The organism is Synechococcus sp. A15-127 (assembly GCF_014280215.1).
Taxonomy (GTDB): Bacteria; Cyanobacteriota; Cyanobacteriia; order PCC-6307; family Cyanobiaceae; genus Parasynechococcus.
The window spans coordinates 415,281-430,803 of the sequence record NZ_CP047948.1 but is presented as its reverse complement, the minus strand read 5'-3'; the positions used below and the strand labels follow the sequence as shown (position 1 = coordinate 430,803).

The window sequence follows — 15,523 nt, the reverse complement described above, 5'->3', positions numbered from 1 at the left end:
TGGTGAGCATTCGAAGGCGGCACCCAGATTCGAACTGGGGATAAAGGATTTGCAATCCTCTGCCTTACCACTTGGCCATGCCGCCGATCGGGAATCGCCATTCCCATCAGGGGATCGTATCAGCCACGAAGAAGCTGCTCTTCTCGTTCTCAGCAATGGCCACGGCGAGGATCTGATCGCCCTGCGGGTCCTGGAGGAGATCCACCGGTTCCGTCCGGGGCTGCCCCTTGAGGTGCTGTCTCTCGTGGGCGGTGGCAGTGTGTTCAGCAACGCCATCCAGGCTGGATGGCTGCAGAGGGTCGGCCCTAACGCCAGCCTCCCCAGCGGGGGCTTCAGCAATCAGAGTCTCCGCGGGCTGCTGGAGGATCTTGCCGCCGGTCTGCCGCTGCTGAGCTGGAATCAGTGGCGCCTGGTGAAACGCCTGGCCAGACAGGGGCGGCGGATGCTGGCTGTTGGCGATCTGCTGCCGCTGGCCCTGGCGTTCAGCAGCGGTGCTCCCTACGGATTCATCGGTACACCGAAGAGCGACTACACCTGGCGAAGCGGTCCGGGGCGTTCCATCAGCGACCGCTACCACCGCGTCAAAGGCAGCGAATGGGATCCCTGGGAGTGGGCTCTGATGCGTTGTGACCGCTGCCGTCTCGTGGCGGTGCGCGACCGACTTACAGCCCGGGGTTTGCGTCAACACGGGATTGACGCGCTCGCTCCCGGCAATCCGATGATGGATGGTCTTAAAAGAGTCGCGGTCCCGACAGCGCTCTGCCGTTGCCGTCGCGTGCTGCTGCTCTGTGGCAGCCGCATGCCGGAGGCCATGGAGAATTTCCGGCGCTTGCTGGGGTCCCTGTCCTCGATGCACACCCCGGTCCCTCTGGCGGTGCTGGTGGCGGTGGGATCGCAGCCGCCCCTGTCAGCGCTCGAGCGGGTGCTGCTGGATCAGGGCTATCGCCGCAGCCTGCCCCCGTCGGAGTCACTCGAGGCGGCGGCCTGCTGGGTGAGCGGACGACGCATGATCCTCATCGGCCCCGGGTGCTTCGCGCGATGGGCCACCTGGGCGGAAGCCGGACTGGCCACCGCGGGCACCGCCACGGAACAGCTGGTGGGCCTGGGCATTCCGGCCGTCTCTCTACCGGGACCGGGACCCCAGTTCCAGTGGGGATTTGCAGTCCGTCAAAGCCGGCTGCTGGGAGGTGCCGTGCGGCCCTGTCGCACTCCATCCGAGCTGGCCGAACGACTCGCTCAACTGCTGGATGATGCAGCACTGCGGACGAAGCTTGGTGGCATCGGACGGCACCGGATGGGACCTCCCGGAGGCAGTGCACGCCTGGCACGGCTGGTCCTGGACCGGTTGCACGGATACTGAAGGCAACCGGTAAGCAGAGATGGCCGCCCTTCAAGATCCCGAATACGTGAAGTTGTGCGCCAGGCTCGCCAGCGGGCTCGGCATCAGCCTTGCCAGTGCCCGACGCCAGGTGGACATGGCATCAGCCCGTGCTGGTAGCAGGGCTGTGGAAGACCGCCGTCGGGTGGCTCAGGAGATGCTGGATGAGCTGGACACATCCCGGAGCCAGGAACTCGGAGCCCTGCTGCAGTCCAGCGAAGGGCATGCCGACTTCATGCTCGAGGACTGAGCTGTCCGCCCCCGTCAGTGCTCGAAGGTCTGGTTGAAGCGCAGACGATCCAGCTCAGCCACGACAGGGATGCAGCCAAAACAGCGCTGGGCCAGCTCCCAGCGCCCCTCACGGCGCAGCATCGTCTCCAGTTTCCGGCGTGCCGGCAACAGATAGCGCACATCGTTGGCGGCATAGGCCAGCTGCGCATCGGTGAGTTCGTCGACGCGACCCCAATCACTGCTCTGGGCCCCCTTGTCCAGCTCCACACCCACGAGTTCCTGCACCAGATCCTTGAGTCCATGGCGAGGGGTGTAGGTGCGGCCCAACCGACTGCCGACCTTGGTGCAGAACAAGGGGTGGACGGCGATCCCCAGCCCGCTGGCCAGAGCCGCCACATCGAATCGGGCGAAATGAAACACCTTCTCCACCGTCTCAGCCTCCATCAACCTGCGCAGCTGGGGAGCCTCGCTCTGACCGAGGGCAATGCGCACGCAGGCGACGCGATCGTCCTGATCAGCGATCTGCACCAGACAGAGGCGATCGCGACCATGCACCAGTCCCATCGCTTCGGTGTCGACTGCCAGGGCATCCGTCTGCAGGTAGCGGTCGGTCCAGGCTTTATCAAGGTCCCTGTCAAAGACAGCGAATTCAGCAGGACTAGTCGGCGAATCAGCCACGGGTGAGCTCCCGGCATCTGCTCGAGTCTGGCGGGCCCGCGGCCAACCGAATCACAAACTCCCCCTTGAATCTCAAAATGAGATCGCCTTTCATGGAGTCAGCGACTCAGCCGCTGTGTTCTCCCGCCGCAAGCCTTCACGCACCTGCCTTGCAGATATCGAACAGTATTTCCGCCAGCCGCCGCCGCAGTTCCTCGACCTGGAACTGGCCGTCTGCTGGGTTCTGGAATGCCTGCTCAAAGACGACAACTATCCCTCCGGACTGCTGCAGCAGCTGAACAGGGACAAACCCCAGCTGCGGCTCTCCGAAACCGTGCTGCAACAGGCCCTCGATTTTCTCGAGCAGCAGGGTTCGATCAGCACCTACACCCAACGCTGCCCGAGCCGGGGACGTCCACGGCGGATGCTGCATCTGCAGGCCGACGCCAGGCGTGAAGCCGAACGGCTGATGGAGCCCTGGCACAGCTGGCTTGATTCCCACAGCCTGGTGCTCTCCTGATCCCAGAAAGCGCGGAGCACCTGAGTAGGGTTTCTGCGAATTCAGGCCCACCATGCCGCCGGGCTTCCAATCAACACTTCTGCTCACGGTGCTCCTGGCCATCGGCCTGGTGTTCTTTCTCCGGGCGGCCAGCAAGGATCGAACCACGGTGGTGGACATCCAGTCCCCCAGGCCACCGCTGGAAGTGCTTGAAGGGCTCAGTCACTGGTTGGAAGCCCGTGGATGGAACCGGGATGGCGGAGACGCCGAACGCCAGCTGCTGCGCTTCAGCGGCGAGGTCTCCGCGAGCCGCCCATTAGCCGTGCTCCTCTCGCTCCTGGCGGCCACAGGAGCCGGCAGCTTCGCTCTCGTCCTCCGTCAGCTGGCGCCCGGGCTTTATGCCTGGCCTCTGCTTCTGATCGCCCTCGGCCCTCTGGCCGGTGTGATCTACATCCGACGGGCGGCCCGCACCGAACAGCTTGAACTGCGGCTGCTGGAGGAAACATCTCAAGGGGGCAGTGCCCTGCGCCTGCGCGCCCACCGCGACGAGCTGATCGCCATCGAGCAGGAGCTGGCAGGCCCGCTTGAACTGGCCAGTGATGGATCCCTGCTGTCCTCTCCGATCTGACTTCAAACCGATGCCTCTCCCGGGCTGGATGTGCCGTCGCCGCACGTCCGTCAGCTTTGCCGTCACGACGCTGTCCCTGGTCGCACTTGTTCTGGCCAACGCCGGGGAACGCCCCCTGCAGCCGAAGGATTCAGGGCAGCAGGACCTGACGGTTGCCGGTCGCAACTGGTTACCGGATCCGCCTGCGGCAGAGACGCCCCCCCCTGCTGCAGTCAACGGAAACTGCCCCAGGCCGTCGGATCCGGATCCCTTGCTTGGAGCCCGAACCCGGATGCCGGGGAGCTGGCGGGGCCTCGATCCGGTGAGCAAGGATCTGCCGATCGTTGTGATGGCCGGCCATGCCGACTCCCAGGCCATGGACGGAGCAGGAACTCCGGGATACGCGGTGGATGTTCTCAAGCAATCGCCCATGGACGCCCGCATGCGGGACGAACTGTTCTGGAATTTCAAGGTGCAGGACGCTGTCGTGCGTCTCGGTCAGGCACGTGGGCTGAACATCAGCGGTTACACCCCACCGTCTCTGACCATCCGCAACCACGCGAACCCTGCCACCAACTGGTCCCAGGCGAAACGACGCTCAGCCCGCGGGGAGTACGTCCTGGAGATCCACTTCGACGCCTACAGCCCCTATGGCTTCGGTTCCGGCCTGATCCCGGCTGTCAACCGCCGGCTCAACACTGTGGATGAAAGCCTGGCGGAAGCGTTCGGCCGCTTCCCACGCCTGTTCCGGGGTGGGCTCGGAGGACCGCGCCGCGGGATCGGCATCCTTGAGATCGGCATGCTTCAGGGCGCTCTCGAGCAGGGCCTCAGGGACCCCGCACGGCGCGAACAGACCGTGGAATGCCTCGCTCTGCGCGTCGTCGATGCCCTGGTACGGGGAGTCGGACGCGGCTGAGCGTCAGGACACCGCCTGATGGGGACGGCAACGATCCTCGAGTGAGGCATCACCCAGCCAGTCCTGAGGCTTGGTGAACACCTCAGTGAGCAGAGCCTCTCTGGACCCTGCCTCGGCCTTGAAGCCGTACTCCCAGCGCACCAGGGGCGGCAGTGACATGAGGATGGATTCCGTACGGCCATTGGTCTGCAGACCGAAGATCGTGCCGCGGTCCCAGACCAGATTGAATTCCACGTAGCGACCCCGGCGGTAGAGCTGGAAGTCGCGTTCCCGATCGCCGTAGGTCAACGGCTGACGTTTTTCGACAATCGGGGAATAGGAGGGAAGAAAAGCTCGTCCACAGGCTTGCCCGAGGGAGAACAGCTGCTCCCAGCCCAGCGGACAGGATCCCAGCTGCGAGGAGATAGCCGCGGCCGGACCGGCCTTGTCCTGGCCCTTGTAGAGCAGTCCGTTGGAGTCCTGATAGTCGTAGAAAATCCCGCCGACCCCCCGGGTCTCATCGCGATGCTTCAGGAAGAAGTACTCATCGCACCAGGGCTTGAACACCTTGTGCAGATCCGGATGCACCGAATCACAGGCCGCCTGGTGGGTGCGATGGAAATGACGGGCGTCGTCGAGGAACGGGTAATAGGGCGTCAGATCAGCACCGCCACCGAACCACCACACCGGGCCGGCCTCGAAGTAGCGGTAGTTGAGGTGAACCGTTGGGATGTAGGGATTCCGGGGATGCAGAACCATGGAGGTTCCGGTGGCGAACCAGGGATGCCCTTCGGCTTCGGGCCTCTGCTTGAGGATCGAGGGAGGAAGCTGGTCTCCCTGCACCTCGGAGAAGTTCACGCCACCCTGCTCGAACACGCGTCCCTCACGCATCACCCGGGACCGGCCCCCTCCGCCCTCAGGACGCACCCACGACTCCTCGACGAAACGCCCCTCTCCATCGAGGGCCTCCAGGCCGGCGCAGATCTCGTCCTGGAGGCCGATCACCATGGATCTGGCCCGGTCGCGGGAATCGGCAGGCGGACGCTCCAGCGCAGCCTGCGGGGCTCCAGACGCCGGACTCCCGGAACGACCGAGAACGCGTTGAAGCAGGCTGCGGACCATGGAAGTGACGGGTTCTGATCTGTGAACCTAAACAGCCCGGGTGAGGCCCCGACAAGATCCCGACAGGGACTGTCACGCAAGGCCACCCCTAGGATCCGCTCGCATCAGCTCTGAACATGGTCACGGCGGAGCAGGCGGTCAGCTGCCTGGAACAGGTGAAGGATGCCGGCAGCGGCCGACCGGTCATGGAGCTCGGCTGGATCGATCAGGTGCGCGTCGCGCCTCCGCGGGTGGTGTTCCGATTGATGCTGCCTGGATTCGCCCAGAGTCAGCGGGAGCGAATTGCCAGCGAAGCGCGCACTTTGCTCACCCAGCTCGACGGCATCGCAGAGGTTCAGATCGAAGTGGGACCACCCCCCCCTAGTCAGGGGGGGATCGGCCAGGCTGGACATGGTCAGCCGGCGGAGCGTCAACCGATTCCAGGCGTGCGGCAGGTGATCGCCGTGAGCAGCGGCAAAGGCGGAGTCGGCAAGAGCACCGTTGCGGTGAACCTCGCCTGCGCCCTGGCCCAGCAGGGACATCGAGTGGGACTGCTCGACGCGGACATCTACGGCCCCAACGTTCCCACCATGCTGGGTGTGGCGGACTGCACCCCGGAGGTGCAAGGCAGCGGTGATCAGCAGCGCATCATCCCGATCGAAAGCTGCGGCGTGGCCATGGTGTCGATGGGGCTTCTGATCGACGAGCACCAACCCGTCATCTGGCGGGGTCCGATGCTGAACGGAATCATCCGACAGTTTCTCTATCAAGCCGAGTGGGGGGAACGGGACGTCCTGGTGGTGGATCTACCCCCCGGAACGGGCGATGCCCAGCTGTCTCTGGCACAGGCCGTGCCCATGGCGGGCGTTGTGATCGTGACCACGCCGCAGCAGGTCTCTCTGCAGGATGCCCGGCGGGGTCTGGCGATGTTCCGCCAGCTGGGAATCCCCGTGCTTGGAGTGGCCGAAAACATGACCGCCTTCATCCCTCCGGATCTGCCCGACCGCCGCTACACCCTGTTCGGCAGTGGCGGTGGAGCCACCCTCGCTCAGGACTACGACGTGCCGCTGCTGGCTCAGATCCCGCTGGAGATGCCACTGCAGGAAGCAGGCGATGCCGGCCGGCCGATCGTGACCAGCCGGCCTGATTCCACCAGTGCCCAGGAGTTCCGACAGCTGGCCGAAGCTGTGTTCCATGCAGCCTCCCTGGCAGACAAGCTGGGGCAGCCGACCTGAGGATGTTCAGCACCAGCCGCGGCCGACGGGGGAGACAGCGGGAATGGGTGCTCTGGGGTGTTCCGCTGGCGATGGTGGCGGTCGCGGGCGTTCTGATCGCCAGCACGCAGCGTCAGGCTGACTATGCGAACTGGTATCAGCACTGGGTCACAGCAGCCGTGGGCACAGTGATCGCGCTCATGCTCGAGAGGCTTCCCCTCAGCCGGCTGCGACCTCTGCTGATTCCGATCTACATCCTCACCGTGGCCAGCCTCGTGGCGGTGCGGCTGATCGGCACCACCGCCCTCGGAGCTCAGCGCTGGATCAGCATCGCAGGGGTGCATGTGCAGCCCTCGGAGTTCGCCAAGGTCGCCGCCATCCTGCTGGTGGCCGCCGTGCTGGCCCGGCACCCCGTGGAACGACCGGTGGATCTCCTGCGACCACTCGGTGTGATCTCCGTCCCCTGGCTGCTGGTGTTCATCCAGCCGGACCTGGGCACCTCTCTGGTCTTCGGCGCTCTGATGCTGACCATGCTGTATTGGTCGGGCATGCCGTTTGAGTGGCTGGTGCTGCTGCTCTCACCACTGATCACAGCCCTGCTCTCCGGGCTGCTGCCCTGGGCCATGGCGGCCTGGATTCCCCTGATGGGAGTGCTGGCCTACTCAGCTCTGCCCTGGAAGCGGCTGGCAGCCCTGATCACCGTGACCATCCACGGAGCCATGGCAGCAGTCACCCCATGGCTCTGGATGCATGGCCTCAAGGATTATCAACGCGATCGTCTGGTGCTCTTCCTCGATCCCGCCAAGGATCCACTCGGCGGCGGTTATCACCTTCTGCAGAGCACCGTGGGGATCGGTTCGGGAGGACTCTTCGGCAGTGGCTTCCTCCAGGGGCAACTGACCAAGCTGCGCTTCATCCCTGAACAGCACACCGACTTCATCTTCAGCGCTCTCGGTGAGGAGACCGGATTCATCGGCTGTCTGCTGGTGGTGATCGGATTCGCGCTGCTGATGGCCCGGATGCTGCAGGTGGCCCGCGCCGCTCGCACCGATTTCGAAGCCCTCGTGGTGATCGGGATCGGCACCATGGTGATGTTCCAGGTCGTGGTCAACATCTTCATGACCATCGGTCTCGGGCCTGTCACGGGGATCCCTCTTCCATTTCTCAGTTACGGACGCTCAGCGATGGTGGTGAACTTCATCGCCCTCGGCCTCAGCCTCTCCGTTCTGAGGCAGAGCCGATCGACGTCGGCAGGTCACTGGTGAGCGGAACCAGCTTCAACGACCTGCGCCGGCTTCTGGCCAGGGACCAGGTTCACGGCACCTGTGATGAAACCGGCGTCCGGCGGCTCTGGTGGGCCGCCCTGGAAACGCTGCAGCAGGAACTGCTCAGCAACGGTCATCCTGGCGGCCTCTGGCTGGCCGCACCACTGCCTGCGCTGTATGAGCCGGAGCTGCTGCGCCACCTGAATGGATGGGTCTGGGCTCCGGAGAGCCTCGACCGTCTCGCACCGGGGCAGACGGCGCTTCCGGCCGCCGGTCGGGAGGCGTCGTTCGAGCAGGGCTCGCACTTCCAGCGACTGCCGCTTCAGGACAGCGATGGACAGGATCCGTTCCTGCTGGTCATCACGCCGACACTGCAGCTGGCCCTGGCTCTGATCGGAGATCCCGGACAGCGTCAGCTGCTGATGCGCAGTGATCCGGAGACCCTCACCGACGCGCTCGCGCTGCTGGGCCATCGCTTGCAGCAGGAGCACCCGCTGCAAGCGGAGACACTCGCCGAGAAACTGGCCGACCTCGGGCCGCTGCACAGTGATGACGAGCTGCAGCAGCGCTTCTGGCCGAGACTCGCCGAGCGGCTCGCCACCACGGCACCGAGCCTCACCCTGCAGACCTCATCACCGCAGGCCTCATCACCGCAGGCTGTGCCGGACGCCAGCGACCGGGAGGATGACCTCAGCCTGCTGGAGGCTCTGACCCATGAAGTGCGCACCCCACTGGCGACGATCCGCACGCTGATCCGCTCCCTGTTGCGTCGCAGGGATCTGCCCTCGATCGTTCAGGGCCGTCTGCGCCAGATCGATGTGGAGTGCAGTGAACAGATCGACCGCTTCGGACTGATTTTCCACGCCGCCGAACTGCAGCGTCAGCCGCAGGAAACCAGCCTGGCCAGAACCGACCTTGAGACGATCCTGCGATCCCTGGCTCCGGGCTGGGGTGATCAGCTGGAGCGCCGGGGCATTGGCCTGGTGCTCGATCTGGAGGCCGGCCTGCCTCCTGTTCTGAGTGATCCCCGGCGGCTGGAGCCGATGCTCGGAGGCCTGATCGATCGCAGCGGTCGAGGACTGCCGGCGGGAAGTCAGCTGATCCTGCTTCTGCGGGCAGCCGGAGCTCGCCTCAAGCTGCAACTGCTTGTGGAATCAAGCGATCAGTCGCCTCCCGGCTCTGACGGGAGTGCAGCGGACGGTGACACGACTGAGCAGGTCGGCCCCGTGCTCAGCTGGGATCCGACCACAGGAAGCCTGCAACTGAGCCAGCAGGCCACCCGACAGCTGCTGGCCAGCCTCGGAGGTCGGTACCACGCTCGCCGCGAACGGGAGCTGACGGTGTTCTTTCCAGTGGCCGAGGAGAACGGCTGAAGCCTCCGGGATCCCTTTGTTGACTGGTGTGAAGGTTGCAGTCCCAGCGCGGATCCTGGCCTGCTCACAGTGCTACTTTCCAGTCGTATCGGCCCGTCTGGAGTCCTGCAGCCAATGACAGCATCGGCGTTAAACGGTCAACTTCCACAGAACATCGGCAGCACCGGCGGTCTGCTGAATTCCGCTGAGACCGAAGAGAAATACGCAATCACCTGGACCAGCAGCATCGCTCAGGTCTTCGAGCTGCCCACCGGCGGTGCCGCGACGATGAACGCCGGCGAAAACCTGATGTACTTCGCTCGCAAGGAGCAGTGCCTTGCCCTCGGCACTCAGCTGCGGACCAAGTTCAAGCCCCGGATCGAGGATTACAAGATCTACCGGATCTTCCCCGGTGGAGACACCGAGTTCCTGCATCCCAAGGACGGCGTCTTCTCCGAGAAGGTGAACGAGGGTCGCGCCATGGTGGGTCACAACCCTCGCCGGATCGGCCAGAACACCAACCCTGCCAACATCAAGTTCAGCGGTCGCAACACCTACGACGCCTGATCGCGTCCCGACGGCAAAGCCGTCGCCCGGAGGGAGCCCCCTTCGGGCAGGGGCTGCGAGGATGCGCTCATGTTCAGTCCTGATCGCGCCGCCTTTCAAAAGGCCGCAGACTCCGGCGCAAATCTGATTCCACTGGCCCAGAGCTGGCCAGCGGACCTGGAGACCCCCCTCACCACCTGGATCAAGGTGGGAGCAGATCGTCCCCCCGGAGTGCTGCTCGAATCCGTGGAAGGTGGTGAAACACTGGGTCGCTGGAGTGTGATCGCCTGCGATCCGTTGTGGACAGCATCCGCCCGCGGTGACCGGCTGACCCGTCGGTGGCGTGATGGAGCGTCAGATGTCCATCAGGGCAATCCCTTTGACGGCTTGCGTCACTGCCTGTCTCCGTACCGGTGCGCGAATCTGCCTGGGCTGCCTCCACTGGGACAGCTTTACGGCATGTGGGGCTACGAGCTGATCCATTGGATTGAGCCCACCGTTCCGATTCATCCGCAGGACGACACTGCACCAGCGGATGGCATCTGGATGCTGATGGACGGCATCTTGATCTTCGATCAAGTCAAACGTCTGATCACGGCGGTGGCCTACGGCGACCTCAGCGGCGGCTGCAACGTGGAGGTCGCCTGGCAGTCAGCTCTGGCGCGCATCGCCGACCTGCGTCGCCGCATGGACGCCCCCCTGCCGGCGGTCGCACCTCTCCAGTGGAGCCCGAACGCGGATGTGCTGCCGGACGTGAGCAGCAATCGCAATCGGAGCGACTTCGAAGCGGCGGTGGAATCCGCACGGGAGCACATCGCCGCGGGGGACGTGTTCCAACTGGTTCTCAGTCAGAGGCTGGAGGCATCGGTCCCCCAGTCACCCCTGGAGCTGTACCGGAGCCTGCGGATGGTGAATCCGTCTCCCTATATGGCTTTTTTCGATTTCGGAGACTGGCAGCTGATCGGGTCCAGCCCGGAGGTGATGGTGCAGGCGGAACCAGCGGCGGACGGGATCCACGCCAGCCTGCGGCCGATCGCCGGCACGCGTCCCAGAGGACGGAACCAGTTGGAGGACAGGGAACTGGAGGCGGAACTGCTGGCAGACCCCAAGGAACGCGCCGAACACGTGATGCTGGTGGATCTCGGCCGAAATGACCTGGGACGGGTCTGTCAACCGGGAAGCGTCACGGTCAAGGATCTGATGGTGATCGAGCGCTACTCCCACGTGATGCACATCGTCAGTCAGGTGGAGGGGCGCCTGTCACCTGAACACGATGTGTGGGACCTGCTGATGGCTGCCTTCCCAGCCGGAACCGTGAGCGGGGCCCCGAAGATCCGGGCGATGCAGCTGATCAACGAACTCGAACCGGATGCGCGCGGTCCGTATTCCGGGGTCTATGGCTCGGTGGATCTTGCCGGCGCCCTGAACACCGCCATCACGATCCGCACGATGGTTGTGCGCCCCGGTGAACAGGGCGGCTGCCGGGTGAGCGTGCAGGCGGGGGCTGGTGTGGTCGCTGATTCGAAACCCGCGGCGGAGTATGAGGAGACACTCAACAAAGCCCGAGGCATGCTCACAGCGCTGGCCTGCCTGAATCCGCTCCCGTCATGAGGGATTCACTCCTGCTCAAGGGCTTCGAGGTGGAACTGTTCACCGGCCGCCCGAACGGTGAAAACGTCGGTGTCGCCACTGAGGTGGTGCGCGATCTTCCTGATTTCGTCACGGAGCCGGATCAACGGAATCTGGAATACACAACAGCGCCGATCGCGGACTACGCGCTTCTGACGGAGGCGCTGCTCGCCCCCCGAAGGATCCTGCGCACCTGGCTCGCCGAGCGTGGACTGACGCTGCTCCCAGGCAGCACCCTCAGCCTCGGGGACCCCAGCCGTTTTGAGCGCTCCGATCCGGAGAACCCGTATCACGCTCTGATCGAGAACAGCTATGGCACCCGGGTGGTGACCGCCAGCATCCACATCAATCTCGGACTCACTGACCCTCAACTGTTGTTCGCAGCCCTGCGGCTGGTGCGCTGTGAAGCCGCCCTGCTGCTGGCCCTCAGCGCGAGTTCACCGTTCCTGGGAGGTCAGCTCTGTGATCACCACTCCCAGCGCTGGCAGCAGTTCCCTCTCACGCCCGGCAAGGTGCCCCTGTTCCTCGATCACGACCACTACAAGCAGTGGGTGGAAGAGCAACTGGCCATCGGATCGATGCGCAACGAGCGACACCTGTGGACCTCCGTTCGCCCCAATGGGCCGCGACGTCCCTACGACCTCAATCGGCTCGAACTCCGCATCTGCGACCTGGTCACCGATCCGGCCGAACTGCTGGCGATCACCACCCTTCTGGAACTGCGGGTGCTCAGCCTGGCGAGGCACTCCCGGCAGCTTGATCCTCTGCAGAGCAGCAGCCTGAGCCCCGATAAACTGGCGGAGCTCGCCGACAGCAACGATGCTGCTGCGGCGCAGCTCAGCCTCGATGCCGATTTGCACCACTGGAGGGATGGGGCTCCTGTGGCGTGCCGCCGCTGGGTTCAGGACCTGATTGAAAGCATCACCCCCCTCGCCGAAGAGCTCGGACTGCAACAGCGACTGCTGCCGCTCGAGGGTCTCCTGGCGAGCGGGAATCAGGCGATGCGCTGGCGTGAGGCCCATGCCCGCGGCAGCTCGATTGCTGATCTGCTCCGTGCCGGCAGTGATGCCATGGAGCAACAGGAGCAGCTGCTCCACGAACCGAGCCCCGCTTTGGGATGATCATGGCCAGTCACCCGTCCAGCGGAGCTTCGATGCCCCAGTCCACCGCCCAAGCTCCCGACGGCGAACAGCCCAGGGCCAGCGGTGGAGGCCAAGGAGCTGGCCGCCTGCTGCAGAACCGCCTTGAGCTGGTGGAGGACCTCTGGCAGACCGTGCTGCGCAGTGAATGCCCGCCGGAGCAGAGCGAAAGGCTGCTGCGTCTCAAGCAGCTCAGTGATCCCGTGGCCCTGGAAGGTCGGGACGGGGAGAGCACCAGTGAAGCGGTCGTCGAGCTGATCCGGGCGATGGACCTCTCCGAGGCGATCGCCGCGGCCCGGGCTTTCTCGCTCTATTTCCAGCTGATCAACATCCTCGAGCAGCGCATCGAAGAGGACAGCTACCTCGACAGCCTCAGGCCCAGCTGGAGCCAGCAACCCGAGGCGGGTGATCACTTCGATCCCTTCGCACCACCCCTGGCCAGCCAGACGGATCCGGCCACTTTCGGTGAAGTGTTCGAGCGGCTCCGCCGGATGAATGTCCCACCCGGCCAGGTGGAGAACCTGCTGCAGGAACTCGACATCCGGCTGGTGTTCACCGCTCACCCCACTGAGATCGTCCGCCACACCGTTCGTCACAAGCAGAGGCGTGTGGCCCATCTGCTGCAGCGGCTGCAGTCGGACTTGCCAATTGCCCGTCAGGACGAGGAGAATCTGCGGCGCCAGCTGGAAGAAGAGATCCGGCTTTGGTGGCGCACCGACGAGCTGCATCAGTTCAAGCCGACGGTTCTGGATGAGGTGGACTCAACCCTCCACTATTTCCAGCAGGTGCTGTTCGCGGCGATGCCTCAGCTGCGGCGACGACTCACGTCTGCCCTGAGCCGCCACTACCCGGATGTGCAGTTCCCCCAGGCATCGTTCTGCACCTTCGGATCCTGGGTTGGATCAGACCGGGACGGCAACCCTTCGGTGACCCCGGAGATCACCTGGCGCACCGCTTGCTACCAGCGCCAGCTGATGCTCGAGCTCTACATCGGCTCGGTGCAGGCGCTGCGCAATCAGCTCAGCATCTCGATGCAGTGGAGTCAGGTGGCGCCTCAGCTGCTCGAATCGCTGGAAATGGACCGGCTGCGCTTCCCGGAGGTGTACGAGGAACGGGCGGCCCGCTACCGCCTGGAGCCATACCGGTTGAAGCTCAGCTACATCCTCGAGCGCCTGGAACTCACGCTGGTGCGCAACAACCAGCTCTCGGAAGCGGGCTGGCAGACCCCGCAGGAAAGCACTGCCCAGGCTCAGGACGGACTTCAGGGCAATGAGGCCCTTCACTACACCTCGATCGATCAGTTCCGGAGCGATCTTGAACTGATCCGAAACAGCCTGGTCTCCACAGAGCTGAGCTGCGAACCCCTGGACACCCTTCTGCACCAGGTGCACATCTTCGGGTTCTCGCTCGCCAGTCTTGATATCCGTCAGGAAAGCACCCGTCACAGCGATGCGATCGATGAGCTGACCCGCTATCTCCAGCTGCCCAAGGCCTATGGCGCCATGGAGGAAAACGAACGGTTCTCTTGGCTGCTTCAGGAACTGCAGACGCGTCGCCCTCTGATCCCCGCTGCGGTGGAGTGGTCGGAGCCCACGTCTCAGACGATTGCGGTGTTCCGCATGCTGCATCGCCTCCAGCAGGAGTTCGGGCAACGGATCTGCCACTCCTACGTGATCTCGATGAGCCACACGGGCTCCGATCTGCTGGAGGTGATGCTGCTGGCGAAGGAGACCGGCCTGGTGGATCTTCAGGCGCAGCAGGCTTCGCTGCTGGTGGTGCCGTTGTTCGAGACGGTGGAGGATCTGCAGAAGGCCCCCGCTGTGATGGAGAGCCTGTTTCAGACCAGCCAGTACCGCGAACTGCTGCCCGCGGTCGGCGTCCAGGGACAGCCGCTGCAGGAACTGATGCTCGGCTATTCCGACAGCAACAAGGATTCAGGCTTCCTCTCGAGCAACTGGGAGATCCATCAGGCCCAGATCGCCCTCCAGGAGCTGGCCAGTCGCCATGGTGTGGCCCTTCGGCTCTTCCACGGCCGTGGCGGATCGGTGAGTCGCGGCGGTGGACCGGCTTATCAGGCCATCCTTGCCCAACCGAGCGGCACGCTTCAGGGACGGATCAAGATCACCGAGCAGGGCGAGGTGCTCAATTCCAAGTACAGCCTGCCGGAGCTGGCCCTCTACAACCTTGAAACCGTCACCACCGCCGTGGTGCAGAACAGCCTGGTCACCAACCAGCTGGATGCGACACCCAGCTGGAATCAGCTGATGAGCCGTGTCGCGACCCGCTCCAGGGAGCATTACCGGGCTCTGGTGCATGACAACCCTGATCTGGTCGCCTTCTTCCAGCAGGTCACTCCGATCGAGGAGATCAGCAAACTTCAGATCTCCAGCCGCCCGGCCCGCCGTAAGAGCGGAGCGCGCGATCTCTCCAGCCTGCGAGCCATCCCCTGGGTCTTCGGCTGGACCCAGAGCCGGTTCCTGCTGCCCAGCTGGTACGGCGTGGGAACGGCTCTCGCCGCCGAGGTCGATTCCGATTCTGAGCAGCTCGATCTGCTGCGTCGCCTGCATCAGCGCTGGCCCTTCTTCCGCATGCTGGTCTCCAAGGTGGAGATGACCCTCTCCAAGGTGGATCTGGACCTTGCTCATCACTACATGACCAGCCTGGGCAATCCGGAGCAGAGAGAGGCCTTCGAAGCGATCTTCCAGTCGATCGCGGATGAATACGCCCTCACACTGCGGCTGGTGCTGGAGATCACAGGGCAGCAGCGCCTGCTCGGAGCCGATCAGGCTTTGCAGCTGTCCGTCGACCTTCGCAACCGCACGATCGTGCCCCTCGGCTTCCTGCAGGTGGCCCTGCTGAAGCGCCTCCGCGATCAGAACCGTCAACCACCCATCAGCGAGGCACCTGGAGTGTCGGAGGACCGGCGCACCTACAGCCGCAGTGAACTGCTCCGCGGTGCTCTGCTGACCCTCAACGGCATCGCCGCCGGCATGCGCAACACAGGCTGAGT

Annotated in this window: 14 protein-coding genes and 1 tRNA gene; 12 read left to right on the top strand and 3 right to left on the bottom strand. The window is 64.4% G+C overall.

Going from position 1 to position 15,523, the window contains the following annotated elements; genetic code table 11:
- Positions 1–14: 14 nt before the first annotated feature.
- Positions 15–85, bottom strand: a tRNA-Cys gene (locus SynA15127_RS02255).
- An 87-nt stretch (positions 86–172) separates the two neighbouring features.
- On the opposite strand from SynA15127_RS02255, the gene SynA15127_RS02250 reads away from it, so the two are divergent.
- Positions 173–1,360, top strand: coding sequence for a lipid-A-disaccharide synthase-related protein (locus SynA15127_RS02250; protein WP_255475627.1), 1,188 nt, complete (start codon positions 173–175; stop codon positions 1,358–1,360).
- Positions 1,361–1,379: 19 nt separating this feature from the next.
- Positions 1,380–1,628, top strand: a complete 249-nt coding sequence (locus SynA15127_RS02245) for a hypothetical protein (protein WP_186484839.1) — start codon at positions 1,380–1,382, stop codon at positions 1,626–1,628.
- 14 nt (positions 1,629–1,642) lie between these two features.
- On the opposite strand, the gene SynA15127_RS02240 is transcribed toward SynA15127_RS02245, so the two are convergent.
- Positions 1,643–2,287: a ribonuclease D gene (locus SynA15127_RS02240; protein ID WP_186484838.1), complete on the bottom strand. Its 645-nt coding sequence runs from the start codon at positions 2,285–2,287 to the stop codon at positions 1,643–1,645.
- Positions 2,288–2,402: 115 nt separating this feature from the next.
- Between SynA15127_RS02240 and SynA15127_RS02235 the strand changes: the two genes are divergently transcribed.
- Genes SynA15127_RS02235 through SynA15127_RS02225 form a run of 3 tightly spaced genes read left to right on the top strand, consistent with a single transcriptional unit; the run spans position 2,403 to position 4,288 of the window.
- Positions 2,403–2,786, top strand: a complete 384-nt coding sequence (locus tag SynA15127_RS02235; protein WP_186484837.1) for a helix-turn-helix transcriptional regulator — start codon at positions 2,403–2,405, stop codon at positions 2,784–2,786.
- Between the two features lie 52 nt (positions 2,787–2,838).
- Complete coding sequence (locus SynA15127_RS02230; RefSeq protein WP_186484836.1) at positions 2,839–3,393, top strand: cofactor assembly of complex C subunit B; 555 nt, start codon at positions 2,839–2,841, stop codon at positions 3,391–3,393.
- Positions 3,394–3,403: 10 nt separating this feature from the next.
- Entirely contained in the window at positions 3,404–4,288 is an 885-nt protein-coding gene (locus SynA15127_RS02225) for an N-acetylmuramoyl-L-alanine amidase (protein WP_186484835.1), read from the top strand.
- Positions 4,289–4,291: 3 nt separating this feature from the next.
- Here the strand turns inward: SynA15127_RS02225 and hemF are convergent, their stop codons facing one another.
- The gene (hemF, locus tag SynA15127_RS02220) at positions 4,292–5,389 is read right to left on the bottom strand and encodes an oxygen-dependent coproporphyrinogen oxidase (RefSeq protein WP_186484834.1); all 1,098 of its coding nucleotides are present in this window, start codon (positions 5,387–5,389) and stop codon (positions 4,292–4,294) included.
- Between the two features lie 116 nt (positions 5,390–5,505).
- Between hemF and SynA15127_RS02215 the strand changes: the two genes are divergently transcribed.
- The 7 genes from SynA15127_RS02215 to ppc all read left to right on the top strand — a co-directional run bounded on the left by SynA15127_RS02215 (position 5,506) and on the right by ppc (position 15,521).
- Positions 5,506–6,603 carry an Mrp/NBP35 family ATP-binding protein gene (locus SynA15127_RS02215; RefSeq protein ID WP_186484833.1) on the top strand — a complete coding sequence of 366 codons (1,098 nt, stop codon included), beginning with the start codon at positions 5,506–5,508 and terminating at the stop codon, positions 6,601–6,603.
- Positions 6,604–6,605: 2 nt separating this feature from the next.
- The gene (gene rodA, locus SynA15127_RS02210) at positions 6,606–7,847 is read left to right on the top strand and encodes a rod shape-determining protein RodA (RefSeq protein WP_186484832.1); all 1,242 of its coding nucleotides are present in this window, start codon (positions 6,606–6,608) and stop codon (positions 7,845–7,847) included.
- Positions 7,844–9,220, top strand: a complete 1,377-nt coding sequence (locus SynA15127_RS02205) for a sensor histidine kinase KdpD (RefSeq protein WP_186484831.1) — start codon at positions 7,844–7,846, stop codon at positions 9,218–9,220. The genes rodA and SynA15127_RS02205 overlap by 4 nt, the downstream gene beginning before the upstream one ends.
- Positions 9,221–9,334: 114 nt before the next feature.
- A complete protein-coding gene (locus SynA15127_RS02200; RefSeq protein WP_043694980.1) occupies positions 9,335–9,766 on the top strand; it encodes a photosystem I reaction center subunit II PsaD in 432 nt (143 codons plus the stop codon).
- A gap of 69 nt (positions 9,767–9,835) precedes the next feature.
- Entirely contained in the window at positions 9,836–11,356 is a 1,521-nt protein-coding gene (locus SynA15127_RS02195) for an anthranilate synthase component I family protein (protein ID WP_186484830.1), read from the top strand.
- Positions 11,353–12,495: a glutamate--cysteine ligase gene (gshA, locus tag SynA15127_RS02190; RefSeq protein WP_186484829.1), complete on the top strand. Its 1,143-nt coding sequence runs from the start codon at positions 11,353–11,355 to the stop codon at positions 12,493–12,495. The genes SynA15127_RS02195 and gshA overlap by 4 nt, the downstream gene beginning before the upstream one ends.
- Positions 12,492–15,521, top strand: a complete 3,030-nt coding sequence (gene ppc, locus SynA15127_RS02185; RefSeq protein WP_186484828.1) for a phosphoenolpyruvate carboxylase — start codon at positions 12,492–12,494, stop codon at positions 15,519–15,521. Before gshA ends, ppc begins: the two co-directional genes overlap by 4 nt.
- Positions 15,522–15,523 lie beyond the last annotated feature (2 nt).